This window comes from Euzebya tangerina, assembly GCF_003074135.1.
Lineage (GTDB): Bacteria > Actinomycetota > Nitriliruptoria > Euzebyales > Euzebyaceae > Euzebya > Euzebya tangerina.
The window spans coordinates 767,909-793,436 of record NZ_PPDK01000001.1 but is presented as its reverse complement, the minus strand read 5'-3'; the positions used below and the strand labels follow the sequence as shown (position 1 = coordinate 793,436).

Annotated in this window: 24 protein-coding genes and 1 pseudogene; 15 read left to right on the top strand and 10 right to left on the bottom strand. The window is 66.3% G+C overall.

Translation table 11 applies throughout. The annotated features are described in order from the left end of the window. Positions 1-57: 57 nt before the first annotated feature. The 4 genes and pseudogenes from C1746_RS22685 to C1746_RS03720 form a co-directional block, all read right to left on the bottom strand. The gene (locus C1746_RS22685; protein WP_162867208.1) at positions 58-513 is read right to left on the bottom strand and encodes a phosphoribosyltransferase; all 456 of its coding nucleotides are present in this window, start codon (positions 511-513) and stop codon (positions 58-60) included. 248 nt (positions 514-761) lie between these two features. Beyond that, positions 762-1,053: pseudogene (locus C1746_RS23120) on the bottom strand (KUP/HAK/KT family potassium transporter); the annotation flags it as partial. Between the two features lie 24 nt (positions 1,054-1,077). After that, positions 1,078-1,476, bottom strand: coding sequence for a YkvA family protein (locus C1746_RS03725; RefSeq protein WP_116713345.1), 399 nt, complete (start codon positions 1,474-1,476; stop codon positions 1,078-1,080). 50 nt (positions 1,477-1,526) lie between these two features. Next, positions 1,527-2,489 carry a glycosyltransferase family 2 protein gene (locus C1746_RS03720; RefSeq protein WP_116713344.1) on the bottom strand — a complete coding sequence of 321 codons (963 nt, stop codon included), beginning with the start codon at positions 2,487-2,489 and terminating at the stop codon, positions 1,527-1,529. A 163-nt stretch (positions 2,490-2,652) separates the two neighbouring features. Here C1746_RS03720 and C1746_RS03715 point away from each other — a divergent pair, with 163 nt between their 5' ends. From C1746_RS03715 to C1746_RS03685, 7 genes are all read left to right on the top strand, one after another. Next, a complete protein-coding gene (locus C1746_RS03715) occupies positions 2,653-3,999 on the top strand; it encodes a DedA family protein (protein WP_116713343.1) in 1,347 nt (448 codons plus the stop codon). 53 nt (positions 4,000-4,052) lie between these two features. Next, complete coding sequence (locus tag C1746_RS03710; protein WP_162867346.1) at positions 4,053-5,021, top strand: lysylphosphatidylglycerol synthase transmembrane domain-containing protein; 969 nt, start codon at positions 4,053-4,055, stop codon at positions 5,019-5,021. A 114-nt stretch (positions 5,022-5,135) separates the two neighbouring features. Further along, entirely contained in the window at positions 5,136-5,903 is a 768-nt protein-coding gene (locus C1746_RS03705) for a PepSY domain-containing protein (protein WP_116713341.1), read from the top strand. Between the two features lie 96 nt (positions 5,904-5,999). Further along, entirely contained in the window at positions 6,000-6,638 is a 639-nt protein-coding gene (locus C1746_RS03700) for a DedA family protein (RefSeq protein ID WP_116713340.1), read from the top strand. Next, positions 6,635-7,546: a metallophosphoesterase family protein gene (locus tag C1746_RS03695; protein WP_116713339.1), complete on the top strand. Its 912-nt coding sequence runs from the start codon at positions 6,635-6,637 to the stop codon at positions 7,544-7,546. Before C1746_RS03700 ends, C1746_RS03695 begins: the two co-directional genes overlap by 4 nt. Before the next feature lie 46 nt (positions 7,547-7,592). Next, positions 7,593-8,270 (top strand): response regulator transcription factor, encoded by a 678-nt coding sequence (locus C1746_RS03690; RefSeq protein ID WP_116713338.1) that lies wholly within the window; start codon positions 7,593-7,595, stop codon positions 8,268-8,270. A gap of 52 nt (positions 8,271-8,322) precedes the next feature. Beyond that, positions 8,323-9,621 carry a sensor histidine kinase gene (locus C1746_RS03685; protein WP_205711683.1) on the top strand — a complete coding sequence of 433 codons (1,299 nt, stop codon included), beginning with the start codon at positions 8,323-8,325 and terminating at the stop codon, positions 9,619-9,621. Positions 9,622-9,634: 13 nt separating this feature from the next. On the opposite strand, the gene C1746_RS03680 is transcribed toward C1746_RS03685, so the two are convergent. Continuing rightward, entirely contained in the window at positions 9,635-9,886 is a 252-nt protein-coding gene (locus C1746_RS03680) for a YggT family protein (protein ID WP_116713337.1), read from the bottom strand. 276 nt (positions 9,887-10,162) lie between these two features. Between C1746_RS03680 and C1746_RS03675 the strand changes: the two genes are divergently transcribed. The 3 genes from C1746_RS03675 (at position 10,163) to C1746_RS23115 (ending at position 12,620) form a co-directional block, all read left to right on the top strand. Further along, positions 10,163-11,182 (top strand): DUF389 domain-containing protein, encoded by a 1,020-nt coding sequence (locus C1746_RS03675; RefSeq protein ID WP_116713336.1) that lies wholly within the window; start codon positions 10,163-10,165, stop codon positions 11,180-11,182. Positions 11,183-11,593: 411 nt separating this feature from the next. Further along, entirely contained in the window at positions 11,594-11,977 is a 384-nt protein-coding gene (locus C1746_RS03665; protein ID WP_116715550.1) for a DUF1003 domain-containing protein, read from the top strand. A gap of 67 nt (positions 11,978-12,044) precedes the next feature. Continuing rightward, complete coding sequence (locus C1746_RS23115; protein ID WP_116713334.1) at positions 12,045-12,620, top strand: cation efflux transmembrane domain-containing protein; 576 nt, start codon at positions 12,045-12,047, stop codon at positions 12,618-12,620. A 274-nt stretch (positions 12,621-12,894) separates the two neighbouring features. Here the strand turns inward: C1746_RS23115 and C1746_RS03650 are convergent, their stop codons facing one another. From C1746_RS03650 to C1746_RS23110, 3 genes are all read right to left on the bottom strand, one after another. Further along, positions 12,895-14,640 (bottom strand): serine/threonine protein kinase, encoded by a 1,746-nt coding sequence (locus C1746_RS03650; RefSeq protein WP_116713332.1) that lies wholly within the window; start codon positions 14,638-14,640, stop codon positions 12,895-12,897. Continuing rightward, positions 14,637-15,191 (bottom strand): RNA polymerase sigma factor, encoded by a 555-nt coding sequence (locus C1746_RS03645; RefSeq protein ID WP_162867343.1) that lies wholly within the window; start codon positions 15,189-15,191, stop codon positions 14,637-14,639. Before C1746_RS03645 ends, C1746_RS03650 begins: the two co-directional genes overlap by 4 nt. Before the next feature lie 250 nt (positions 15,192-15,441). Continuing rightward, the gene (locus tag C1746_RS23110) at positions 15,442-16,272 is read right to left on the bottom strand and encodes a bifunctional DNA primase/polymerase (protein ID WP_205711682.1); all 831 of its coding nucleotides are present in this window, start codon (positions 16,270-16,272) and stop codon (positions 15,442-15,444) included. A gap of 296 nt (positions 16,273-16,568) precedes the next feature. Here C1746_RS23110 and mobF point away from each other — a divergent pair, with 296 nt between their 5' ends. Continuing rightward, a complete protein-coding gene (mobF, locus tag C1746_RS03635; protein ID WP_205711681.1) occupies positions 16,569-19,337 on the top strand; it encodes a MobF family relaxase in 2,769 nt (922 codons plus the stop codon). A 22-nt stretch (positions 19,338-19,359) separates the two neighbouring features. On the opposite strand, the gene C1746_RS03630 is transcribed toward mobF, so the two are convergent. Further along, on the bottom strand, positions 19,360-20,043 hold the full coding sequence (locus tag C1746_RS03630) for a hypothetical protein (protein ID WP_240598947.1): 684 nt from the start codon (positions 20,041-20,043) through the stop codon (positions 19,360-19,362). 383 nt (positions 20,044-20,426) lie between these two features. Here C1746_RS03630 and C1746_RS03625 point away from each other — a divergent pair, with 383 nt between their 5' ends. Both C1746_RS03625 and C1746_RS03620 read left to right on the top strand, forming a co-directional pair. Further along, on the top strand, positions 20,427-20,792 hold the full coding sequence (locus C1746_RS03625) for a hypothetical protein (protein WP_116713328.1): 366 nt from the start codon (positions 20,427-20,429) through the stop codon (positions 20,790-20,792). Beyond that, positions 20,782-21,402 carry a hypothetical protein gene (locus tag C1746_RS03620; protein ID WP_162867341.1) on the top strand — a complete coding sequence of 207 codons (621 nt, stop codon included), beginning with the start codon at positions 20,782-20,784 and terminating at the stop codon, positions 21,400-21,402. The genes C1746_RS03625 and C1746_RS03620 overlap by 11 nt, the downstream gene beginning before the upstream one ends. Before the next feature lie 27 nt (positions 21,403-21,429). Here the strand turns inward: C1746_RS03620 and C1746_RS03615 are convergent, their stop codons facing one another. After that, a complete protein-coding gene (locus tag C1746_RS03615; protein ID WP_162867340.1) occupies positions 21,430-22,401 on the bottom strand; it encodes a hypothetical protein in 972 nt (323 codons plus the stop codon). A 187-nt stretch (positions 22,402-22,588) separates the two neighbouring features. Here C1746_RS03615 and C1746_RS03610 point away from each other — a divergent pair, with 187 nt between their 5' ends. Further along, on the top strand, positions 22,589-23,074 hold the full coding sequence (locus C1746_RS03610) for a hypothetical protein (protein WP_162867339.1): 486 nt from the start codon (positions 22,589-22,591) through the stop codon (positions 23,072-23,074). Between the two features lie 10 nt (positions 23,075-23,084). Then, entirely contained in the window at positions 23,085-25,016 is a 1,932-nt protein-coding gene (gene dcd, locus C1746_RS03605) for a dCTP deaminase (protein ID WP_116713324.1), read from the top strand. Positions 25,017-25,528: the final 512 nt, after the last annotated feature.

Here is a 25,528-nt window from a genome sequence, read left to right as displayed (position 1 = left end):
GAAGGGCGCCTGGCAGCCGGCCTCGCTGCCACGTTCATCGCTGTCGCGCTGGGAGCGTCAAAACATCGAGTCCCGGAGGGGTGGTTCGGTGACGACGCCATCGCATCGACAGCATCGAGACATGTCGAACGGAACGGACGACAGCCGTTCGCACATCGGCTTGCTGTTCTCGAATGAAGGGTTCACGCGGCGGCCGATGGCAACCCGTCCGAAAACTTCACTACCCGCGCGCTTGATTGCTGCTGCCGCGGTGAACATCGATGTTCCGCGCGTGAAGGTGTCATCGATGAGAAGAACTCGGTTTCCCGCCAGGCGTGAGTCTGCGACGAAGCCTTCCTCGGTCGCTCGAAGGGCATCGAGGTCGAAGTCTCGAAACTCTGGCAGCGTCTGCAGCAAGGATGCAGGTGCAGCCCGCCGAGTCGATCGGACTGCGACCACGCGGTCAAAGTCGCCGACGCAGTCAGCGTGATGGTTGAAGAAGAGCCGAACGAGAGCCGCAAGACGCATCGACATTGTGTTGCGAACTGTGTCGGATGAACCGTCCATGTATCTGCTGAGGTGATCGTGAACCATCCCCCGCTCGATCGACATCGTGATGGGGAGGACGCTGTAGGAGGACTTGCCGGCGCAGTGGTAGCACGAGTCGTAGGTGTCTCGAAGGGCGGTTCGACACACCGGCCGGTGGGATCATGCCGTCGCCGTACAACAAGGGCAGTCCCGAAGACGCCGATGAGGATCAACACTCGGCGACGGCCCGTGCCGTGATAGTCCCCAGACCTGGGGAGCAGCGAGGTGAGGGCCAGAATGCTGCCCTCACCATTGGCGTTCGCACGCATCACCAGGGCCAGGTACTTGAACGATATCACGATGATCAACGACCACGTGATCAGGGACAGCACCCCGGATGTTCTCCGACGTCGGGACCACGTTCGGTCGGGCCTCCAAGGACTCCCGGAAGGCATAGAGAGGACTGGTGCCGATATCGCCGTACACGACCCCGAGGGGGCCCAGAGTCAGCGCGGTCTTGGCCGGAGGACGGCCACTGGTTGTCATGGCCGCGAAGCGTATCTGGCGGGCTCAGTTGGCAGAGGGCGGATCGGGGGTGGCTGCTTGACCGAGAAGCCGGTTGATCGTGTCTGGATTGCCTGGCCATGCCTGGAGGACGGTGTCCCGTGGGACCTGTTTGGCGGCGTAGCGAAACGAAAGCGCAATTATCACGATGTCATCCAGCGGTCCGATGATCGGCAGGAACTCGGGGATCAGGTCGACGGGGGAGATCACCCAGAGGCCGGCAAGTGCGAGCGCAACCTTGGCACGGCGAGGCACGAGAGGATTCTTCCGAAGGCGCCGAACCGTGGTCACACAGTCGGGCAGAAATCCTGCCAACTCCCGCAGGGCACCCTCGGGGAGGCGGGCAGCAAGCACCATCAGCGCCACCCACGTCATCACGATGACGAGAGCACCGATCACAACCATCGATGCGGGCGTCGTCAAGTTGGCTCCAAGATAGGTTGAGTGAGCAGGCGTCAACCCCTGAGACGTGCTTGGCCTGCGGCGACGATGCGGACCAGTCCTGCAACGAACACGGCGAGGTTGAGCGTGGCGATGGCGACGCCGATGCTCAGCAGGGCTCCGCCGCCAAGCGTTGCGGCGATGCCCAGGATGGCGCTGGGAAGTGCAGCGCCCGGATCTTCCTGCAGTTCGCCCGCGAACACGGTTTGGAAGAACGGCACGGGTTCCGCTATCGCGCTTGAAACAACGAGAACACCGATGAGCATGCCCACGGTGGAAAGCACGATCTGCATGGCGGCACGTCGGTGGGAGATCCGTGTTGGTGGTAGCTCGTTGTGTTGGAGGTCCCAGACGGCCGCTGCGACCTCGGTGGACATGGCCAGGCGACGTCGCAGGCCTTCGCGGATCCCGAATTTGAGCTCTTTGACGGTCTGGGTGACCCCGGGGAACACGCGGTACTGCAATCCGTGCCCGTAGTGGATGGCGTAGAAGTTGAGGCCTGCTTCGATGCGGAACCGGTCTTTGAAGCGTTCTGGAACGTCGTTCCACAGGCGTTTGGTTACGGCGCGTTCGCCGCCCAGGAGTGGGATGAAGCTGAGAACGGCCCGGAGAAGGAAGATCTTGTGGTTGCGCATGAGGATGAACATGTCGCAGGTTCCATCCATGACCGGCTGCGTGGTGGCGGTGATCATCTCGTGTGTCAAGCCGATGATGTCGGCGTCGGCGAAGAAGATGACGTCGGTCGGGGCGTGCTGGACGCCAACGTCCATGGCATGCCCTTTGCCACGGTTTGGGGTCACGGTCAGGCAGGTTGCACCGTGCGCTGCCGCGACGCTGGCGGTGTCGTCAGTCGATCCGTCGTCGACCACGACGACCTCGGTGAAGCCGTCGTATCCGGTGAGGACGTCCAGGACCGTCCCGATGCGGGATGCCTCGTTGTAGGCGGCCACAACAGCTGTCACACCTTGGCCGCTCATCTGGGATCTCCCTTCGGTCGGACTGTCACATCAGTCTCACCAGGTGCAGAACTGTACGGGCACCGACACGAGTGCGTTGGGGCGCGATGTCAGCGTCCTGTCAGGTCCTCTGGCGAGAGTTCACGCATGCATCAACAGCCCTGTATGGAGTGCCAGAAGGCCCATGTCCGGAATCGTTGATGCCATTCTGGGGATGTCGGGGACGGCTGCCTACGTGGCCGTCGGATTGCTGGCCTTTGGGGAGGCGGCTGCCTTCATCGGTCTGGTCCTGCCTGGCGAGCTGGCCGTAATCCTCGGCGGTGTCGTCGTTGCGCAGGGGAACGCGTCCTTGCCGGTGATGATCGCTGTGGCATCTGTCGCGGCCATTGCGGGGGACTCGGTGGGCTATGAGATGGGGCGCCACTTCGGGCCGCGGATCGTGGCTTGGGAGCCGTTCCAGCGCCGGTATGGCGAGAAGGTCATCGCGGCGAGCGCCTACCTGAGGGAGCGTGGTGGCCGGGCGGTCTTCGTTGGTCGCTGGACGTCGCTGCTGCGCGCGTTGGTGCCGGGTCTTGCTGGGATGAGCAAGATGCCCTACGGCCGGTTCCTGGTGTTCAATGTGGTTGGTGGGGTGGCGTGGGCGACGACCTTTGTGTTGGTGGGGTATCTGGCCGGGGCGTCATGGCGTGTGGTGGAGCGGGTTGCGGGACGGGCCTCGCTGTTGTTGCTGGTGCTCATCGTGGTGTTCTTCCTGGTCCGTGCGGTGACACGACGTCTGTTGGCCAGGACCGACCGGGTCCGGCAGCGGCTGGATGCGCTGGCCGGTACCCCGGCGGTTCGGTGGGTCAGGTCGACGTTCAGTCGCCCGATGGCCATCGCTGCGAACCGCGTGACCCCCGGTGCCTCGCGAGGGCTTGGCTGGACGATGTCAGCAGTCTTGGTCGGTGCGAGTGGCTGGGTCGTGGGATTTGTGATCCAGGACGTGTTGGCCAGGGAGGAGTTGGTCTTGTTGGACCGGCCAGTTGCATCGTGGGTGGCGGATCACACCACGGCAGCCGCAACAAGGTACGCAGAGATGGTCACCGATCTGTTCGGTCCGCCGATCGGCATCTGGTTCGTTGCCAGTGTTGTCGGGATCACCTGGTGGCGGGTAGGCCGCGGCGCCGCGATTCGTCCCGCGGTTGCCGCGGCCCTGGCCGGCCTGGTCGCGACGCTGCTCAGTACTGCCCTGCCCACGACGCTGTCGGGTACGAGCTTTCCGTCCCTGAGTGTTGCCTGGGTGATGGCGGCTGTCGTCGCCACGGTTGCCGCGGTCGGGCAGGCAGACCTCCGTCTCTCCATTCGCCTGGCCGGAGCCGGTACGGCCACGTCGTTGGCGGTCGCGCTGGCCGATCTGGTTTCAGCTGACGTGTCGCTGTCGGGTGTCGTTGCGGGATTCGGGGTCGGCACGCTGATCGCAGCGGGTGTCGAGTTCACTGCCCGAAGCATCGCCCCCTCGCCAGGCGTCGTGCCGGATCCCGCGCCGCCCTGATGGCCCAGCCCGAACGGTCGGTCGCACGCAGACTGGGACGGTCCCTGCTCATCATGAGCAGCATGGGATTGGCCGTCTACCTGGTGTTGCCACAACTGGCGGGCCTCCGCGAGACCGGCATCGCCATCGCCCAGGCCTCATGGTGGCTGGCGCCGCTGCTGGGCGGTTTGGAGGGCTTAGCTCTGTTCGCCTATGGCCACATGCTGCACATTCTCATCACTACTGGTGGCCAGGCCGTTCCAGAATCGGTCGTCCAGCGATCCACGGTCATGGGGTACGCCATCGGCCGAGCACTGCCCGGAGGCACAGGTGCCGCCTTCGCCCTCGTGGTGGCCAGCTTCCGCAACCGGGGCTTGGACCCGGTGGTCACCGGAACGGCGATGTGGGCGACAGGGCTGCTCTCCTCGGTCGTGTTGGCCTTGATGCTGCCAATAGCCGCGCTGCTCGGGCTGTTCAGCGGCCACCTTGGCAGCATCGGTGTCTCAGCGGTCGTGGCAGCCGTCGGCGTGATCGCGATCGCTGTCGTCGTCCCGATAGGTCTGCAGGATCCCGAGGCCTTGGGCAGGCGGGTCCGCCGACTGGTCACAGCCGTGGCGAGAGGGCCGCTGCGCAACCGGTTGGATCCTGACTCGCTGGCCGACGGTGCCACCAGAGGCGCGCGCAACATCCTCGAACTGATCCGGGACCGCCGGACCCTGAGTCGCGTGGCCTGCTGGGCGGCGGCGAACTGGCTGCTCGACGCCGCCGTCGTCGCGGTCCTGGCGCTCACGGTCGGCACGGGCACGCCGCTGACTGCGGTGCTGCTGGCCTACATCGTCGCCCAGATCGTCGCTGCCTTGCCGCTGACACCGGGCGGTGTGGGAGTTGTCGAGACGGCCATGGTGGGGGCGTTCGTCGCATCCGGGGCACCCGCAGCCGCTGCCACCGCAACGGTCCTGGGGTGGCGGCTGGTCAGTCACTGGCTACCCATCCCGATCGGTCTTGCGCTCATGCCCGAAGCACTCCGCAAGTCACCGTTGTGATCGGCTACCTGACAGCCTTGTCAGGATCGGTCAGGAGGCCGTCAGCCTGTGATCCCACTCTTTGATCCATCACCCGGCCACCGTGGCCGGCATAACGGACAAGGAGATCCTCCCATGGAGATCAAGAACAAGGTCGCAGCCGTCAGTGTCGGCGCGGTGACCTCACTCGCCGCCGTCACCGGACTGGCCGCATTCGCCGGGGCCCAGAGCCCCGACGCCTCCGCTGACACAACCATCCAAGCTGAGTCGGTTCCCGCTGAGGCGATCGAGAGTCCCGAGAACGAGGCCGATGAGGCAGCGGAGAACGCTGCGCTTGCCGAACAGGCCAGCCTGAGCGCTGCTGACGCCGAGGCTGCCGCGACCGCAGCGGTCCCCGGTACCGCCGCCCCGGCCGAGCTCGAAGACGAGGACGGCACCGTGGCCTACGAGGTCGAGGTCACCGATGACGCCGGCACCGTCCACGAGGTCATCATCGACGCCAACACCGGCGACGTCCTCGCACAGGAGGTCGACGACGATGACGACGGCGCCGACGATGACGAGGGCGAGGAGAGCGAGGCCGATGAGGCAGCGGAGAACGCTGCGCTTGCCGAACAGGCCAGCCTGAGCGCTGCTGACGCCGAGGCTGCCGCGACCGCAGCGGTCCCCGGCACCGCCGCCCCGGCCGAGCTCGAAGACGAGGACGGCACCGTGGTGTACGAGGTCGAGGTCACCGATGAAGCCGGCACCGTCCACGAGGTCATCATCGACGCCAACACCGGCGACGTTCTCGCACAGGAGGTCGACGACGACGACGATGACGATGACGATGACGGTCGTGAGGGCACTGAGAGCGCTGGCGAACCAGCCGACATGCCCGCTGGTGAAGCCGCAGGCAACTAGCCGAGTCCTCGCGTTGCAACCGCCCCGGTCACCACGACCGGGGCGGTTGGCGTGATGTCAGGGAACTGTCAGGTGACCCAAGGAGACTGTCCGTCGATGATCCCACTTGCCGCACAACAGCTGACCGGCGTGGCCGGTTGGATGACCTCGCTCATCGATTCGCTCGGCGCGGCTGGCGTCGGTGTCGTGATCTTCGCCGAAACGGTGGTGCCGCCCATTCCCAGTGAGGTGGTGCTGCCCGCGGCCGGCTATCTCAGCGGCACGGGCAGTCTGAATCTGGTCGCAACACTCCTCTGGGCAACCGTGGGCAGCGTCCTCGGTGCCCTGTTGCTGTACGGATTGGGTGCCTGGATCGGTGTCGGCCGACTACGGGAGGCTGCCGAGAAGATGCCGTTGATGTCGGCAACCGACATCGACACTGCGACCAGGGTCTTTGGCAGGTGGCAACGCACGGCCGTCTTCTTCGGCCGGTTGATTCCTGGCGTGCGCAGCCTGGTGTCCATCCCCGCGGGGGTAGAGAGAATGCCGTTGGCATCGTTCGTGGTCTTGACCGGGCTCGGATCGCTGCTGTGGAATGCCCTGCTCATCGGCGCTGGCTTCTGGCTTGGTGAGACCTACGGCGCAACCGAGACCGTCAGTACCTGGCTGAACACTGTGGTCTACGTCGGTCTTGGCGGCATGGTCGTGTGGTTTGTGGGCTCTCGGATTCGTGCTCGAGTTCGCAGATCGGCATGACGGCGCCCCGATCGCGGTTCCGCCGTTGGCGTGTGGGAATCGTGCTGCTGTCTGCACTCGGGCTCCTCACCGGCGCGGTTTGGTCAACGGCACTCTCTAGTGGGCCACCGGCCGTGTGGACGCCTACAGCAGTAGAGCCGGTGGAGCCGTTTGCGGCAGACGCACGCCCACTGGTCCGACTTGCAGCGGCAGGCGATGTCGGCACCGCTGATCACCACGAGCGACGAACGGCTTCGGCCATGGATGCCCTCGAATCGGATCGTCCCTTCGATGCCTTGCTGCTTCTGGGCGACAACGTCTACCCATCGGGCGATCCGTCCCAAGTTGAGGAAGCGGTCCTTGACCCCTTTGCGGGCGTCCTCGACGGCGGCACCCAGCTGCTGCCGGTCCTTGGCAACCACGATGACGCGCGCGGTGAGGAGCAGGCAGCTGCGCTGGGCATGCCGGGCCGCTGGTACGTGACGCGAGTCGGCGTCGTGGATGTCATCTCACTTGACTCCAACCGGCCATACGCGGCTGACCAGCTCGACTGGCTTGAACAGACGTTGTCTGAGTCAGACGCCACCTGGATCATCGCCACGATGCATCATCCGCCGTTCTCAGGCGGACATCACGGCTCCAGCATCGACGTCCGAGCTGCCTTCACGCCGCTGTTCGACCGGTTCGGCGTCGATCTGGTCCTGTCGGGTCACGACCACGACTATCAGCGCTTTCGCCCGATCAGTGGCACCACCTACATCGTGTCGGGTGCCGGCGCCAAGCTCCGCCCGACCGCCCTGGCTGATTTCTCCGTCGCCGCAACCTCGACCCGGCACTTCCTGGACATCGCAGTCTTTGAGGACAGGATGCAGGTTCGGGCCGTGGACCAGGACGGCCAAGTCTTCGACCGCCTGACCCTACGATCCTGATGATGCCAACAGCCAGTGGACACGGCCCCAGCAACAAGGAGACAACGTGAGGGTTCTGGTTGTTGAAGACGAGAAGCGCCTGGCGTCCGGCCTGCGACGGGGGCTCGAGGCCGAGGGGTACGCCGTCGACGTCGCCCTGGACGGTCACGACGGACTGCGCCAAGCCAGGGCTAACGGGTACGACGCGATCGTGCTCGACATCATGCTTCCCGGCGTCAACGGCTACGTCATCTGCAATACCCTCCGCGAGGAGGGCAACTGGACGCCGATCCTGATGCTGACGGCCAAGGACGGGGAGTGGGACGAGGCCGAGGCGCTTGACACCGGCGCCGATGACTTCCTCGCCAAGCCGTTCTCCTACGTGGTCCTTCTCGCCCGTCTCCGTGCGATCACCCGCCGTGCCGTTGCCGAGAGACCGGCGGTCATCGAGGTCGGCGAACTCCGAATAGATCCTGCCGCCCGACAGTGCTGGGTCGGTGGGGTCGAGGTCGACCTCGCCTCACGTGAGTTCTCTCTGGCCGAGTACATGGCACGCAACGCCGGGATAACCCTGTCCAAGCAGGACCTGCTCGACCATGTGTGGGACTACGCCTTCGAAGGAGACCCGAACATCGTGGAGGTCTACGTCGGACGTCTGCGAAACAAGATCGACCGTCCCTTCGAGCGTCAATCGATCCACACCGTGCGTGGCGTCGGCTACCGACTGGATGGGCGCCATGCGTGACTGGGCACGATGGCCACCCGACCGGTGGTCGGTACGGAGCCGCACGACCGCCGTGACCACACTCGTGGTGGGCGTGGCTCTGACGCTCGCCGCCATCGCGTTGGTACTCGTCGTCCGGAACCAGTTGATCGACGGTGTCGTCGAAGCCGCGGAGGTCAGGGCGGCGGACATCGAGGGCTTGATCGAAGGGGGCGCTCTTCCCAACTCCGTGGCCACCAACGATGAGGACGACTCGCTGGTCCAAGTCATCGACCAGAACGGTCAGGTGATCGCAGCCAGCGAGAACATCGATGGAGAGGCATCACTGCTTGATGGCCTCTCCAGCGGCACCGAGGTGGTCCGTGTCCCGGTTGGCGAGCATCCGTTCATGGTCGTTCGGGCCCAGACCGAGAGCACCGACGGGACCATCAGCGTCGTGTCGGGCCAGTCACTGGAGTCGGTACAGGAGGTGACGGGACTGCTCGCCGGGAGCCTCTTGGTCGGGATCCCCGTCCTGGTACTGCTCGTCCTCTACACGACCTGGCAGATGACCGGTGCGGCGTTGGCACCGGTTGATGGGATTCGCCGCCGTGTGGATGAGGTGCAGGCAGCTGACCCAAGCCAGCGTGTCCCCGTTCCGGGCACCGGAGACGAGGTCGCCCGCCTCGCATCCACCATGAACGAGATGCTCGACCGAGTCGAAACGTTCCAGACACGCCAACGACAGTTCGTGTCCGACGCCAGCCATGAGCTTCGCAGCCCGATCGCCTCGATCCGGCAGCTCACCGAGGTCGCCATTGCACACCCCGAGAAGAACGACGACGCTTTTCTGGCCGATGTCCAGGCCGAGTCGCTCCGCATGCAGCACCTCGTCGATGACCTCCTCCTCCTCGCCCGCGGCAGCGCACGTCCCGCCCCTGCTCGATTGGACACAGTCGACCTAGATGATCTCGCGCTCGCCCAGATCCACCGCCTCCGCGGGACCACATCACTGCGCGTGGACGGCACCGGGATCGGGACCGCGCGCACCCGCGGCAGCAGCGACCAGCTCGACCGTGCAATCCGCAACATCGTCGACAACGCCGCCAACCACGCGGCAACAACTGTCGCGATTGCAACGTTCGCCGAGCACCACGATGTCTCCATTCTCCGCGTCGACGACGACGGCCAGGGCATCCCCGAAGCAGACCGGCACCGCGTCTTTGAACGATTCGTCCGACTCGACGCGGCCCGATCACGCGATGAAGGTGGATCGGGCCTGGGCCTGGCCATCGTCCAAGAAATCATCACCGCCCACGGCGGCGAGATCACCATTGGCTCCAGCCCCCTCGGCGGTGCGCGCGTGGAGATCGCGCTGCCCTGGTTTGAGTAACGGACGGGACGCGCTACAGCAGGGCCACAACCGGTATGACCAACAGGTTGATCGCCAGCAGCACGACAAGCACGGACAAGTCCAGGCTGCCGACGCGCGGGAGTCGACGGCGGACGGGTGCGAGCACTGGCTCAGTGACTCGTCCCACGGACCGCTGCACACCCGAAAGGGTGGACCCTGGCGCAGCGCTGAACCAACTGAGCACAGCCCTGGCAATCAGGACCCACGCGAAGATCTGCAGAACGACGATGATGATGGCAGCCATGACAACGGCCTCCTTGGGCGCAGCGAACGGGGATCAGTCCCGAATGGGACGTCCCACAAGGTGCCGCCGCGACCTGAATGTCGGCTGACAACGCCTGACCACCACCTGACTGAGAGCCTTCTTCCCCGCGATGCCGACGACCGGCCGACGACCAGACGTTCGCTCGCGTCAACCTCCGAGCTGAAGCGTGTGTAGCGGCTCGCGAGACATCACGATGTCAACACCGCACGCACCACCTCGCCTCGTCGCCGTGACACCCAGGAAAGGCCCCACCCGATGGCAGCACAGCTGACTCAGTCCAATCCGAGCCTCAGAGACGAGATCAACGAGCGTGTCGAGGACGAAGCGCGTGATGGCTGGCTGTTGCGGCGTCGGCTCAGCCCAGACGCCCGACGGGCTTCGTTGCAGGCGGTGTTCTTCAACGGCCAACCAGGGTGGCGGTCTGCCTTCGGTGGCATGCTGGCGCTGGCAGCCGGTGTCGCGGCCCTCGGACTCTCACAGGACAGCGCGGCAACCGTCATCGGCTCCATGATCATCGCACCACTCGGACAGCCGATCGTGGCGCTGGGCGCCGCACTGGCCTTAACCTGGCCCAGGCAGATCGGGAATCTCAGCGGAATCATCCTCGCGGGGGCAACCGGTGTGATCGCCATTGCCTACAGCTTGGGCGTTCTGCTGCCCGACGCGACGCCGAACGCGCAGATGCTGGCTCGGACAGCCCCAGACCTTCGCGACCTCGGCGTCGCGCTGTTCGCCGGGGCGGCCGGGGCGTTCGCGTACACTCGGGACGAACTCTCCGGCGTGCTGCCGGGCGTGGCCATTGCTGTGGCGTTGGTCCCCCCGCTGGCCGTGGTCGGTCTGATGCTGGAACAGGGCCATACGCTGTTGGCGCAGGGAGCGTTGACGTTGTTCCTGACCAATCTGGTGGGCATCGCGCTGGCCGCGGCCGTGGTGATGCTGGTGACTCGTTGGGCCCCGTTGCCGAGCTTGCGGTCGCGCGCGCCCGGCGTTCTGGCTGGGCTTGCGGGTATGGTGCTGGCCGCAGGCCTGCTGTGTGTTCCACTTGGCCGAAGTTACGCCGCAGCTGTCAGTCAAGCCCAGACCGCCACGACCGTCACGGCTGCAGTCGCCGACTCCGTCGGGTCGACGGGTCCGACCCTCGGACCTATCCAGATCGATGGCAACTCCGTGACCGTGCCGACCTCATCACCAGGGGATCTTGATGAGGAGGCAGTGCAGTCGGTAGTCGGCACCGTGCTCGGCCCGGATGCCTCGGTCACCGTTGAAGCGCAGTAACCGTTCAAGCTAGGTCGCTCTGCCCGTGGTCCCACCGATGGACCCGGATCTGCGGCAAGTCCATCACCTGGTCTTTGGTCAACCTCAGGATGACATGATCGGTGGTGACGTCTGCGACGGCGCCCAGGGGAACGACGACATCGTGCCGTAGCCACGTCGGGCCGTTTTCCAACACGATGTGGGTGGCGTCGGGGCCGTCCAACACAAACCCGTGGACGTGACCGAGGTCGTAGGCTCAGACGATGCCACCCGACTCTCGCGGCGCAGCTCCACCTCTCCCGCGGGAATACGATCCCACGAGACGGCCCCATACTCGTCTTCGGCGGGATCGCCATGGGCAAACTGGTAGTAGGGCCGGGCCAGCACACGTCGTATGCCGACGGCCCACCCGGGGTCGGCCACCACCGCGTCATGGATCTCCATCGGGACGAGAGCGATCTGACTCGGGGAGAGTGGGCGGCAGACACCCTGCGCAACGGAATGGGTTCGTGGGCGTTCGTGTTTCGGTGCGCTGCTCTTCCTTGCCATCGGGATGCTCGTCAACAGTGTTTTGGCAGTCGCTTTGACCCCTACCCATTCATCCTCTTGAACTTGGCGCTTTCCTGCCTGGCGGCGTTGCGAAGAGCGATCCTGTTGATCGCAGCGAAACGGTCAGACCAAATCTCGGCGAAGCTTGCAATGCACGACTATGAAACGAACCGAGAGGCCTTGGCCGACATCAAAGAGATCCGTGTCATGGAAGACGAGATCCGGCGGCTGCGGGAGCTGATCGAGAACGGCCAGAGCCACGGGTGAGCTTTCCGTTGCTTGAACGTGTTGCCGCACTCCCCGCCAGTATTGGAGTTGGCCGTAGCGAAGCTGGTTGGCATCCTCCTCACGGGGTCCACATCTCTTGGCCGAGACTCTGCACTCCGTTGCAGACTCCGGCAACGAGGTTCTGTTGCTGCTTGGCGCTCGCCGTGCCCGACAGCAACCCTCCGCCATCCATCCTTTTGGTCGAGGGCGTGAGCGGTACTTTTGGGCCTCGTGGTCGGGCTGGTGTTGTTCTGGCTCGGGGGTGTCTTCTCGGTCCTCAACGGGTCCACAAGATCATCGGCAACTCAGAAGAGATCACCAATCCTGGACTGGCGATCGGGCCTACTCTGCTGGCACTGATCATCGAGGGGCTGTCACTACGAACAGGCAACCGCGAGGCCAACCAAGCTTGGACTCCCTGGGCGGAACTGGGGGCGATTGTGCGGCGTACTCGAACCCTGAAGTGATCGTGGTGTTGCTCGAGGACGGCCCATCCGTTGTCGTCCTGCCGATTGCGATGAGTGGCATCGGCGCCACGTGGGGGCAGAGGCGATGTGTGCTCCGCTGCGAGGGGCGTGGCGTACCGCCACAGGATCGAACACTTCAATCCGGCCAAGGCCCTCATCTGCGTCGCCGAACGTGAGGGGGCTGATCTGATCGTCGTCAAACTCCATCGGCGCGGCATCTTGGGTTCATCCCACTCGGCCGTCGTCGGACAGCTGCTACAAGCCAGCCCGAGCCCGTGTTGGTCGTTCCCAACGAGAATTGACCAGGCCTTGAGCGCGTATATTCCGCGGTTGAACCCGGGTGACATCTCGCCGGTCTCAGGGTGGGCGCAACTATTCCACCCGTGGCGTGGTTTGGTCAGTGTCCAGCCGAGCGGATCGGTCTGGCACCGATTGTTGTCAGCACGGGTTCTAGCGGTCGAGTCCTCCGGGTGTGCCTTCGGGGATGACGGTGCGGCCGGTGATGTCGCAGTTGTTGCCGCGTGTGGCGGGCATGACGTCGCCGTTGGGCAGTAGCCAGATCTCGCAGGTGCTGATGTCGAAGGAGTAGGCGATGGGGTCGCGGTCTTGCATGGTGGCGAGCATGTTGTCGATGTCGGTTTCGGGGCGGGTGGTCCAGGATTCGCCGCTGCTTTGGCTGTCATGCCCCTCATCGAGGAGGCAGTAGATGCCGTAGTCGGTGCCGCCCGTTTGGTTCCAAATTTCTGATGGGCAGGGGTCGGCACCGAGAGCGCCGGTGAGGATGTCGTTGCCGAAGCGCGCGGTTGCGGATGCCTGGTCTACTTCTGGTGAGTCGCGGTCGGTGATGGTTGGGATGGCTGTGAACTCGTAGCCGCCATCGACTGCCGTGACCGTTCGGGCATCGCCGGGGCCGGAGTCACTGGTGGTTTTGTCAAACCCGTAGGCGGCGCTGATGGTCACCTCGACGTCGTACTCCCAATCGTTGCGGTTGACGATGTGGAAGGACCAGGTGCCGCCTACTGGGGTGCCGACATCGATGGGTAGCGGCGGCGCTGTTGGCTCCTGCTCGGTGGACTCTTCCCCGGTTGGTGCGGCCGAGGGTTGGATGGTTGGTGTCGACCCTGTGGGTTGGGTGTCGTTCTCGACGTCTTCGTCGATGGGCACGGGTGGTGCCTCGTTCTGTGCAGCCTCGGCGGCGGTGCCGGGGATGGTCACCGATGCGGGCGGGAGTTCATCGTTGCCGAGGACTTGGGTGGCCAAGCCGAGCAGCAAGATCGCTGCAACGGCGGCGATCATGAGGTGCGGCCGGGTGCGTACTGCTGCTGTTCGATCGTCCGTGCCGGTTGTGGTTGTGCCGGCTCCGGCGGGTCTTGCGGCAGAGGTGATGGCGCCAATCCATGCGTCGGCAGAGGTGGGTCGCTCGGCCGGGTGGTCGTGGAGGCCCTCGGCGACGGCGTGGGCGAACGCGGGTGTCAGGCCTGCGGTGATCATGGCCCGCTCTGCGATGGGTGCTCGCTTGGGGGTGTGGCCTGTTGCGATCCAGTGCAGCACGGCTGAGGCGGCCCAGAGGTCGGATCGGACGTCCACTGCTGCGCCCAGGGTGTGTTGTTCGGGTGGGGCGAACCCGTCGGTGCCGCCGGTGGCGGAGATGCCGCTGCTGAGTGCCAGGTCTTTGCAGAACCCAAGGTCAGCGATGATGAGGCGTTCGTCTGCTCCGACCAGCTGGTCGGATGAGCCGTTGGGGTCGGCGGGGGCTGTGGTCAGCAGAAGGTTGGAGGGGGAGAGATCGCGGTGGACAACTTGGGCTGCGGCCAGGGTGTCGATGCCGAAGGCCAGGGCTTGAGCGACGGGGAGCAGCGACTGGTCATCCACCGTCCACCCGTCGGCGCGTGCCTGCTGTACACGGGCTCGTAGGGTGCCACGGTCGGCAAGTTGGGTGACCAGGTAGGGGCGGCCGTCGTCGGTCTCGGCAAGGTCGTGGACCTGCAGGATGTGGGGGGACTGCAGTCGGCGCAGGATCTGTCCTTCGGCGATGAACCGGCCGCGCATCTCGGGGTTGACGCTGTGATTGTGCGCCAGGATCTTGATGGCAACCCAGTCATCGAGTTGCTCGTCGTGGGCTTTGTGGACGGTGGCGAAGGCGCCGCTGCCCAACAGCTCGGTGATGCGGTACCGGCCTTGGAGTCTCTCGGTCATCCCTCACGCCTCCATCGTGCTGCCACCATGGCCCGTCCTCGTGACACCCGGGTCCGGACGGTTGCCGGATGCAGGTCGAGCATGGCTGCGATTTCGTCATAGTCATGCTGGTCAACGTCTCGCAGCACCACGGGTTGGCGGTAGTTGTCGGGCAGGTCCGCTAGTGCTTCGTCGACTCGGAGCCGGTCCGCGATCAGCGAGCTGACCCGCTGCTGTTCGCGTGGCAGCTCGGCGGGTAGTTGTTCGGTCGGTCGGTTTCGACGGATCGTGTCGATGGCCCGGTTTCTGGCCACCGCATACAGCCAGGTCGTGAACCGGCTGCGGCCGTCCCACCGATCGATGCGTTCGGCGACGATGATGAGCAGGTCTTGGCAGACGTCCTCGACGGTGGTGCGGTCGGTGATGATTCGCCGGACGGGAACCCGGACCAGCCCGTCAGCATCGATGCGTTCAAGTAGCCGGTCCAGCGCCTGGGTGTCGCCCGATCGTGCCCGGACAGCCAGGTCGTTCAGATCCTCGCCGCCCTCGCCTGCTCGCTGTCCTGCGCTCAACCCGCGATCCCGTATCCGCCCGACCTTCGGGGCAGAGGCTAGCACCGGACCGGGTCTCGCCGACGGCGACGATGCCCGGGCTGAGCCGTCCTTACCTGGCAAGGCCGGTGGGCCGCCATGGCTGGGGTCGGTGTCTGGCACTCGGCTGGTTGTCGGCATCATCACCCGTCTATGACGTGCCGGCCACGCCAGATGTGTCACGGCATCGGCCAGCCGGCGACTCGGGCTGTGCGGGAGCCCGACAGTTGGTTCAGCGCGATAGGCCGTGCTGGGGACGACGCACTACCGGTTGCGGGCTGGCGCTCCCGATGGTGTGGCTGGCTGAGCGGATCGTCGCAGTGACTTCCCGCTCGCCCAGTCCCGAGCGCAGCGCCGCGTCACGCAGCAGAAGCATCACAGGTGTCTCCGCGGCTCCCGCCTCGGCGACGCGGCAAGCTGCCCAGAACAACGATGCGTTGCGGGTGCCTTCTGGCCGGGTGGCCACCCACGTCGCCAATCCTTCCCAGCGTGCCCGACTCGACCGTGCCGGCCCCGACGGCGGCGGAGATGGGCCCGCGGGGGGAGTCAGGAACCGGCGCAGTCGACCCGCGTCAACCCGGCCAGACCCGGTCCCGGTAGCGCACAGTCGGTAGCTGTCCGGCCCAGCCGGAGTGTCCACGGCCGAGGGTGGGACCAGGACGTAGCCGCCGTCGCCGCGAAAGTCGATGTGCGTGCCGGCCGACGTCCACGACCGCTGCTGGCGCGATGGTTCTGTGTTGAAGTACAGATGCTGTCCACCCGATGGTGTGGTGACCCTGCACGCCCAACCATCCAAGAGCCCGGCCGCGTCAGCTCGTCGCAGCGTCGGCATGCCAGACCCGGACGGCCGGACATCGACATCGACCACATCGAACCTGGCGCCGCCCGTCGGGATGGCCAGGTTGGCCTCGGGCCATCGGTCGAACCACCCCTGGATCTGCGACGCCTCGATGGTCGCGTCGTGAAACCCGTGTCGGGTCAACGGACGCTTCCCGCCTGGCACACACACAAACACCGGGAGTCCTGCCGCAGCAAAGCGCAAGGCGGCATCGCGCCTGGTCATCCTCACAACCTCGCCTAAAAGATCCGCCACCATCATCGTCGTCACACCAGCACCCAGACCTCTCCGCCAACCGACTCCATCGCGAGCCGAACCCATCAGCCAGGTACACCCGTCGCCCCACCGACCCCGCCCATCCCCGAACCAGCAGCCCCGTTCCACCCCATCATCCAACTGCCAACCCCCATTCGTTCACACGTCTTGCAGATGCCGGCCGTGTGACGGCCGGTCTGGGGACCGCGAGCGCACCTGTCGAATGTGGACCTCTGTGACGGGTGGTGTGGCTAGTGACGGTGTCGATGCGGGTGATGTCGGCCGGCGCCGGCTACCGCTACCTGCTCGCCTCGGTCGCCGTCGGTGATGGTGACCGATCACTGTCAGATCCGCTGGTGGGCTACTACACCGCCGACGGGACCCCGCCCGGCCGGTGGCTCGGCACAGGCGTCGCTAGCCTCGGGGACGGCTGGATCGCCCCCGGCGATGTCGTCACCGAAGACCAGCTGCGGCGGCTGCTCGGGGAGGGCCGCGACCCGATCACCGGCCAGCCGTTGGGGCGGGGCTTCCCGGTGTACAAGCCGGAGTCGGGGCGTCGCGCAGTGGCGGGGTTTGACTACACATTCAGTGTGCCCAAGTCGGTGTCGGTCCTCTGGGCACTCGCAACACCCGAGGTTCGTGCGGCAGTGGTGGCGGCGCATCACGGCGCGATCGGTGATGTGATCGGGCTGGTCGAACGGGAGGTTGCCGCCACCAGGGCGGGTGCGACCGGGCCGGATGGGCCGGTCGCCCAGGCCCCCGTCCACGGGATCATCGCGACCGGGTTTGATCACTGGGACTCCCGCGCCGGCGATCCGCAGCTGCACACCCATGTGGTGATCGCCAACAAAGCCCGGGCGGTGTTCGATGGCCGCTGGCGCAGCCTTGACGGCCGACCGCTACACGCCGCGGTCGTAGCGCTGTCAGAGCACTACAACGCCCTGCTGGCCGACCGGCTCACCCACACCCTCGGCGTGACCTGGGCACCCCGGGATCGTGGGGCCGACCGCAACGCCGGCTGGGAGATCACCGGCATCCCAGAGGAGCTGCTTGAGCTGTTCTCCTCCCGATCAGCCGACATCGCCGCGGTCAAGGACGACCTGATCGGCCAGTACCGGGCCGAGCATGGGCACGGCCCGTCGGCGGAGACGATCATCCGGTTGCGGCAGCAGGCCACCATCGCTACCCGACCCGACAAGACCGTCCGATCCCTCACTGAGCTGACTGATGAGTGGCAACGGCAAGCCCAGAACGTGCTCGACCAGGACCCAGCGGGGTTGCTGGGTCAGGTCGTCGGCCGGGACATCGACAACCTCACGGTGCTTTCTGAGGAGCAGGTCAGCCGGATCGCGTTGCGGGTGGTGGGGGTGGTGGGCGAGCGTCGGTCGACATGGCGGTACTGGAACCTGCACGCCGAAGCATCCCGCCACACCATCAGCATCCGCATCCCCAACCCGACAGCACGAGAGGAAGCTATCCACCAGATCGTTGCGGCGGCGGAGGGCCTGTCGGTGCGGCTGACCCCACCCGAGTTGACGCCGGTCGGCCCGGAGCTGCAACGACCCGATGGCACCAGTGTGTTCCGACCCGCCCACAGTGCGGTGTTCACCGCCCAGACCCTGCTGGACGCCGAAGCCCGACTGCTGGCCACCGCACAGGAGACCGGCGGGCCGACCGTGCCCGTCCGGCATCTCGCGCAGGCCGCCACGGCCGATCCTGACCGGCCGCTGTCGCACGACCAGTCGGCGGCGCTGATCGCGATCGGCACCTCTGGTCGTCGGTTGGATCTCCTGGTCGGCCCGGCCGGTGCCGGCAAAACCACCACCATGCGGGCGATGCGGGCCGCCTGGGAGAGCACCTACGGCACCGGATCGGTGATCGGCCTGGCACCGTCTGCGGCGGCCGCCGCCGTCCTCGCCGAGGACCTGGGCGTCGGGACGGAGAACACCGCCAAGTGGCTCCACACCCACCAGACCGGCCGAACCGGGTTGCATCCGGGGCAGCTGGTCATCCTTGATGAGGCGTCCCTGGCGGGCACCCACGCCCTCGACCGGATAGTCGCCCATGCCCGTCAGCAGGGCGCGAAGGTGTTGCTGTTGGGTGACTGGGCCCAGCTCGGCTCGGTCCAGGCCGGCGGCGCGTTCAGCCTGCTCGTGCACGAGCGTGAGGACGTGCCAGAGCTGACCGGCATCCACCGGTTCACCAACGACTGGGAGAAGCAGGCCTCGCTCCAACTTCGTGACGGCAACCCCGCCGCCATCCGCACCTACCAGCAGCACGACCGCATCCGCCACACCCCCGACCCCGACCAGGCTGTCGCGACCCTAGTTGATGCGTGGCAGGCCGACCTCGACCAGGGCCGGTCCAGCTTGATGATCGCTGCCACTCACGACACCGTCACCCAACTCAACAGCCACGCCCAAACCCTCCGCATCGCCACCGGTCTGGTCGACACCTCGACGGCGGTGCGTCTGGCCGACGGCACCCTGGCGATGGTCGGCGACGCCATCATCACCCGACGCAACAACCGCCGGCTCACCACCAGCACCGGACAGTGGGTCCGCAACGGCGACCACTGGCAACTCACCGCCATCCACCCCGACGGCACCATCACCTGCACAAGCCCCCGCGGCAACACCCTCACTCTGCCCGCCGAGTACGCCACCGCACATGTGCAGCTTGGCTACGCCGTCACCGTCCACCGCGCCCAAGGCGCCACCCACGACACCGCCCACCTCCTCGCCACCCCTAGCATGACCCGCGAAAGCCTGTACGTCGGCACCACGCGCGGCAGAGACACCAACACCATCCACCTCACGAACCCAACCGACCCCGACCACGAACAACACCACTACCCGACCACACCCCCGGCGTCCAACGATCAGCTGTCCGGGATCCTGTCCAACTCCGGTGCGCAACAGACCGCCCACCACCAGGCACAAGCCGAACAGCACCGATGGACCCACCACGCGCAACTCCAAGCAGAGCTGTCAACCCGCCGAGCCGCCTCCAGGAGTGTCGGGCGCGTCTGCTAGCAGCGGTGGGCACCAATAGAACTCAGTCTTCTGAGCTCTCGCCATTTTCGTCTGTGCCCTCTCGAGCAGCGTGGATCTTGTCGTCCATTGTCTGCAGAGTCTGCTGCAGCGTTGCAGCTTCGTCGTGTGCGGCGACTACCGTGGCGGGGCGGTCGGTCGACTGCCAGCTCTTAGTGTGTGCGAACTGGTCGAAGACGACGGCGGTGAACTCGCTGCCAACCCGAGCGTTGACGCGCGTCTTCACCTTGAACTCGTCGGCGGCGTACGCGTTGACGCGGGCCACCATCTCCTTGTCCGCGTGGACATCAGGATGAACGTAGACGGCAAGGCGCCACAACGACTGATGCGCCTCGTTGAGCGCCTTGATACGGCCAGTGTGAATGTCATCCCACTCGCGGAGCTGGAGGACAGTATGGTCGTTGACCCGAACCCGAACGTCTGCCTCCTTCGTCATCATCTTCGCTTGCGGAAGATGCAGAAGCACCTGGCCGGGCTTGGCACCAACGAGTGCAGCCATTCTGTCCTCAAGCTCCCGCCGGGTCTCCGGTGCCTTCCCGTACTTCTCATGATCGGCGTGGTCGCTGTCAGCGGTGACGACCAGCTGGTGCGAGATCTGTTGCGTCGAGGGGAGTTCGCGATCGAGATAAGTTCCGAACTCCACACCGTCCCGACCAGGATCCTCGGAGCCGCATGCCGGTTGGAGCATCGTCGGCAACCGGAGTCCTCCTTGGGCTGATCGACGGTTCTGAGGAAGGCCCCTTCAGGAAAGCTCACGTTAGCGATCTTGGGCAGGCTCATGCACAACGCGGTCGTGTTCAGTATCACTGCAAATACGCCACGACCCCCTGGACGCCACAACGCACCGTGCATGGGACGTCAGCCCTCGTAGGCATGAGTCCCCGTCGGCGGTGTAAGACCTGAGCGCTCGGTTGAGGTGACGGCGCGCACATCACCGGTCCTGTGGTGGACCCTAGTGGACCCGCCGTAGATGCACCGGTTGCGGCTCGAGGGCCGACAGGTCGACTACGTTGACCGCCTTGATGCCGTCATCGGTCCGTCTCCCGACAGCCCCCGCAAAGGAGTACCCGCTTGCCCGCGAACGACCCCGTCCAGTACCAGACCTTCGCCAACATGAACGACAGCGAAGAGTGGGCGAGGGCGCTTGTGGGATCGGTTCAGGTGGATCGCGAGAACCGCGTCGTGGTGGTCGCCGGCACCTGCCCGCGGTGCGATGACGTCTTCGAGCAGGAGATCCGCAACGACGACATCACCATCGAAGCGGTCGCCGCCGGGGCCACTGCTGACAACTCCCGGCCGCGTGACAAGTGGCGGGGACCGATGCGGTTCACCGTCGCATGCCTGTGCAGGGTCGAGCACCCTGGACGCCCTTCCGGCACCAAAGGTGGCTGTGGGGCCGCAGCGATCATGCGGGACGGTGGTGCCGTTGGCGGTTGAGTTCCACGGGCAGGCAACCGCGGAGCAGATCGCGCTGGCGGCGCGTCTGCACCAACACGACGCCGCCTACCTGGCGACGCTCCGCACGATCGCGAAGGGATGGGTTGAAGGAGCCCGTCTCATCGTCGGCCTAGCGACCGCGATCGGGTTGGTCGGCGGCCCCTTGGGCGCGGAGAGGCTGAGTGGCACAACACGCAGTGTCGCCGGTGTGCTCCTCGTGCTCTCGGCCGCCACGGCGACCGGCGGGTTGCTCGCGGCCATGTCCGCGGCACATGGCTCGCTTAAGTCCACGCCGCGCCCCTCGAGCCTCATCGCACTGGCCGCCGCGCGAAGGAAGGCGGGCGACACCGCCCGGGATCAGATCCGACTCGGCCGTGGCCTCGTCGTCACCGGGGTCGTGCTTCTGGGCGCTGCCGTCCTCATCGGCTGGACCGATCCGTGGCCAGGGCCCCCGGAGGAGAGACTGGTGCTGGTGACGACAGACAGGGACCACCACTGCGGGCCCCTCCAGCGCGCCGAGGCCGGCTCCATCGCCGTGGGCGGCGACACTGTTCACGTGATCGGGTTTCCCGACATCATCAAGATGGAACCGGTTCTCACCTGCCCCTGAACCCGCGATCTGTACGCGATCGGGCCGTCAGTCGACGAACTGCCTCTTGGTGACCTCCAGCACGACGACGCCGTGCCGTTCTTCGAGGGCGGCCGACACGATATCGACCTCGACCGTCGCCGACCGCATGATCGTGGCGTCAGCCTCCTGTTCGATCAGATCGCGGAACAACCCGACCGGTGTGCTGCTCGCCCCGGCATGGTTCCAGGGGTCGTGGTCGAACATCCCTTCCACCGTCGAGGTCGCAGCCCGGCCCGACGCGGCCACCACGATCGTCCGGCCCCCGGTGGACTCCGGGTCGGCAACGCCGCCCAGTAACACCCTGGCAGCCGCACGGGCATCGCGGGCCAACCCGGCGGCCTCATCACGCCGCGCGAGCCGGATCACGGTGACCGGTCGCACCGGCGGTGAGCCGAGCATGAGCGTCGCCGCCACCTCACCGTCCTCCCTCTCCGACGGCCAGACGCCCTCGGCGGGGAATCCGCGCTCCACGAGGCGCAGCCCGAGGACTAACCGCAGCGCCGACGCATCGTAGAGCCGGCTCGGTCCGGACTCCGCCCCCGACAACGTCGACGCCAACCAGCCACACGCGTCGTCCCAGTCAATCGTGTCCACGCCGCGCTGCTGCAGCTCCGGAAGGGACATGGTGCCCTCCCGCCAACTCGGAGCGACCAGCAGGCCCGGCGGGGTGTAGGGCGCCTCGAAGACGCCCTCCACGATGCGAGTGCCGAACAGCATCGTCCAGGCCATTAGGTCCGAGAGGGACATCCACGTCATACCCCGAAGCCGTCGTCTAACCCCTTCGCCCTGTCCAGGTGCACCCTGGGCCGAAGACAGGCGTTCGTGTGACCACCCCGCCTCCGTCAGCGCAGCCTGGACCGCGGATGCGACCCGGTGCTGTCCCCACGCGGCGGCCAGATCCGGGACCGGGCCGGCCTCCCAGACAGCCTCCTCATCGCCCCACCCCTTCCGGTCCCGCAGGAAATCCTCTGGCTGCACCCCTTGATCCTACTTCATCGTGGAGCCTCCACGGTGAGAGAGGAATACCCGAATATGCTGGTCCTGTGACCATTACCGCGGCAGACTGTCGAACACATGTTCGATACGATGTGGGGAATCCCCGCATCCGGCCGACATCCGATGCCGGCGACGTGCGAGGATGATCGACACGGACAATGGAGATGCCATGAACGCCACCAGCACCCAGCCGACGGCCCACGACACGCGTGCGACGGGCCGGGATCGCACCCTTGGCCTCGCCGCGACCGCGATCAATGCGGTCGCCACCCTGCATGCCCTCGAAGCCGGCGAGAGAATCGATGACGCGGGACGCCGCACCCTCAAGGCTGCCGGTGACGCCATCGTCGGTGTCGCCGCGACCGCACGCGTGGACCTCCCGGGACACGAGCGGTCCAGTAACAGCAGGGCCAGACGTCCGGTCAGCGACGCACGGGTCGTGATCGCGGCCTTGCGCACGACCCCGTCGGGGACCGAAACCCCTAAGGATGCATCCATCGGCCCCCGTCTGGCGCAGCTGCTGGACCGGCTGACAGAGGTCATGGACGGCCGTTCGGACAACGCAGCCCAGCTGAGGGACTATTTCGAATCGCTCGCCCGCGCTGCGATGGCCTCGCGGTCCACCGGCGAGGTCCTCATCACCTCCGACATGTAGGTCGTCGCCGGTGGCCGATGCCCTCACCGACGAGCTCCGACGCATCTTGCTGTCCCGGCTGGACGGCTACGAGCGGCTCATCACTGACATCCTCGGCGGGCTCGATGAGTCACGTGCGGGGCTAAGATCAGCGCTCGGGCTCGTGGCCACCTACCCGGATGCGGTCCGCGACGCGTTCCACAAGACCTGGGAGAGCCAGCCAACCGTCCGCCGGCTGCAGACGGAGCGATTCCTCAAGCACGTCAACCGCGTAGTGGAGAAGGTCGACGACTTCGTTCTGCGCGCCGTCGAGGCCGAGGTGCCGCCCGCACTGACCGCTGCCGCGGAACGGGCTTGCGACGAACTCCTGTCGGGAACCCGCATCGCGGTCGTCACGGTCGGACGCCCCGACCACTTCGGCACCGTCATCGGCTCACTAGAGGACATCCTCTTCAGCAACCTGACCGCCGAAGGAGCCGACGTACAGCGCACACCGTCGATGGCGCTGCTCCAGGTCCCCCGGCTCACCGGTGCCTCCTCGACCTGGCGGCCGGTCCTCCTGGGCCACGAAGTCGCCCACCTCGCCACACGGGAACGCCCGACGCTCGAACGATTCACGACCCCCGAGGCCTTCGAGGAGGAGGCCGACACGGTGGCCCTCCCCGAGGGGGTCGACGGAGACGTCAAGGTCAGCACCCTGAGTGAATGGCGAACGGCGTGGATCGAGGAGCTGATCTGCGACGCCTACAGCATCCACCGGTTCGGGCCGGCGGCGCTCGCTGCCTTCGGATCCTTCCTGCATGCGGCCTCCGCGCACGGCCACACCCAGACCCATCCACCCTCCTGGCTGCGCCTGCAGGCGATGGTGAGCTGGCTGGAGGACACCGACGTGCCCGCCGTCATGGAGCCATTGATCACCCCTTGGCGTGACCTCGAGGGCCGGATCGACGAACTCCCCGACGAATGGGCACGACTGCTCACACAGGACGTCTCAGGCCAGACCACGGAGATCATGGCCGCGGTGAAGGACTGGGACGTGAAGGGGTGGGACCCCGCCGCCGCAGCAGCCAACGTCGCGCGCGTCGCCGCCAGGGTCGAGCACGGCCTCCCGACCACCCGGTCCGAGCAGGCGGAGGTACTCGACGACGCCGACATCCTCAACGGCGGCTGGGTCGCCATCCACCGTGGGACCCGATACCCCGTCAGCGATCTCGTCAATTACTCCCTCAACGTCACCGAGTTTCTCAGCCAGTGGGAAGCAGCGACCGACCCGGCGGACGTCCGCACGGAACCGGAACTGCATCCGGACCCGCCCCTGACCGACATCGCGGGCGCCGCCCTGAGCTCCACCGGAATTCGGCGGCGCCTCGAGCAAGGACCTGACAGGGGTCTCGTCATCACTCCGCTGATGGACCTGAGCATCGGGGCGGCGAGCGTCGACCTGCGGCTGGGCAACAAGTTCGTCCTGTTCCGCTCCAACCGCATCGAGGCCTTCAACCCCTTGGAGAAGGTACCCGAAGCACGCGCGATCCAGGCGTATACCCAGAAGCGGTGGGGACAGCCGTTCGTACTGCACCCCAACGAGCTCGTCCTGGCGCACGTCCTCGAGTACCTGAAGATGCCCGGCGACCTTTCGGCGCAGGTCCTCACCCGATCCTCCTACGGAAGACTCGGGCTGGTCACGGCGACCGCCACGTTCATTGAACCCAACTACAAAGGATCGCTGACCCTCGAGCTGGTGAACCTGAGCGAGGTCCCGATGTCGTTGACACCCGGGCAACGCATCGCCCAACTGGTACTGCAGCAACTCGACGGAGACATCGTCGAGGACCCCGCCTCGGCCCGGAAGTACCACTGCCCCACCGGGCCGGAGTTCTCCAAGGTCCACACCGACCGCGACAACGAACGCCTCCGCCGTATGCGAAACCGTTGGCGCGACCGGCCCGGGATCCAACCTTCCTGAACGACCCCCACGCCCGCGGCGCCAGTGTGCCGCCGCGCGGGCGGGGTGCAGCGCGGACCGGTCAGCGCAGCGGCGCCCGACTTGGACCCGCGACCACGCGGCGGTGTGGCCCGTGGGCACCGGGCGCCTCGGGCCTGCCTCGACCGCCGGTCAGTCCCACACGCACACGGGCGGTCCCGACGCGGCCGACGACGAGGTCGGATGCGCCCGCTTCTGGCGAAGCAACGACAGCGGCCTTCGCCTCCATCGTCTTGTTCCAACGACTCGGGCTGGTGACGGTCTACGCGATGCTGCTCAGCCTCCTGGCGACCCTGTTGATCCTTCCAGCCGGGCTGGTGCTCTACCGGCGCTCCACCACCGAGGATGACACCGCCGGCGCGTCGTCCCCTGTGATCGAACAGACCGGTATCCCAGCCTCCCCCAGCCCCGTGGATCGGCGGAAACGAGCGTGCCCCCACTACTGGCGCCTCCGAGTCGCACCCGGACCGGTCTGCCGCACCGACAGCCAACGG

Excerpts from the sequence above, each read along its gene's own strand:
- C1746_RS22685 (WP_162867208.1), bottom strand. The coding sequence starts at position 513 with ATGTCGATGCGTCTTGCGGCTCTCGTTCGGCTCTTCTTCAACCATCAC.
- C1746_RS03725 (WP_116713345.1), bottom strand. The coding sequence starts at position 1,476 with ATGGTTGTGATCGGTGCTCTCGTCATCGTGATGACGTGGGTGGCGCTG.
- C1746_RS03720 (WP_116713344.1), bottom strand. The coding sequence starts at position 2,489 with ATGAGCGGCCAAGGTGTGACAGCTGTTGTGGCCGCCTACAACGAGGCA.
- C1746_RS03715 (WP_116713343.1), top strand. The coding sequence starts at position 2,653 with ATGTCCGGAATCGTTGATGCCATTCTGGGGATGTCGGGGACGGCTGCC.
- C1746_RS03710 (WP_162867346.1), top strand. The coding sequence starts at position 4,053 with ATGAGCAGCATGGGATTGGCCGTCTACCTGGTGTTGCCACAACTGGCG.
- C1746_RS03705 (WP_116713341.1), top strand. The coding sequence starts at position 5,136 with ATGGAGATCAAGAACAAGGTCGCAGCCGTCAGTGTCGGCGCGGTGACC.
- C1746_RS03700 (WP_116713340.1), top strand. The coding sequence starts at position 6,000 with ATGATCCCACTTGCCGCACAACAGCTGACCGGCGTGGCCGGTTGGATG.
- C1746_RS03695 (WP_116713339.1), top strand. The coding sequence starts at position 6,635 with ATGACGGCGCCCCGATCGCGGTTCCGCCGTTGGCGTGTGGGAATCGTG.
- C1746_RS03680 (WP_116713337.1), bottom strand. The coding sequence starts at position 9,886 with ATGGCTGCCATCATCATCGTCGTTCTGCAGATCTTCGCGTGGGTCCTG.
- C1746_RS03675 (WP_116713336.1), top strand. The coding sequence starts at position 10,163 with ATGGCAGCACAGCTGACTCAGTCCAATCCGAGCCTCAGAGACGAGATC.
- C1746_RS03665 (WP_116715550.1), top strand. The coding sequence starts at position 11,594 with ATGGATCTCCATCGGGACGAGAGCGATCTGACTCGGGGAGAGTGGGCG.
- C1746_RS03650 (WP_116713332.1), bottom strand. The coding sequence starts at position 14,640 with ATGACCGAGAGACTCCAAGGCCGGTACCGCATCACCGAGCTGTTGGGC.
- C1746_RS23110 (WP_205711682.1), bottom strand. The coding sequence starts at position 16,272 with ATGACCAGGCGCGATGCCGCCTTGCGCTTTGCTGCGGCAGGACTCCCG.
- mobF (WP_205711681.1), top strand. The coding sequence starts at position 16,569 with ATGCGGGTGATGTCGGCCGGCGCCGGCTACCGCTACCTGCTCGCCTCG.
- C1746_RS03630 (WP_240598947.1), bottom strand. The coding sequence starts at position 20,043 with ATGCTCCAACCGGCATGCGGCTCCGAGGATCCTGGTCGGGACGGTGTG.
- C1746_RS03610 (WP_162867339.1), top strand. The coding sequence starts at position 22,589 with ATGAACGCCACCAGCACCCAGCCGACGGCCCACGACACGCGTGCGACG.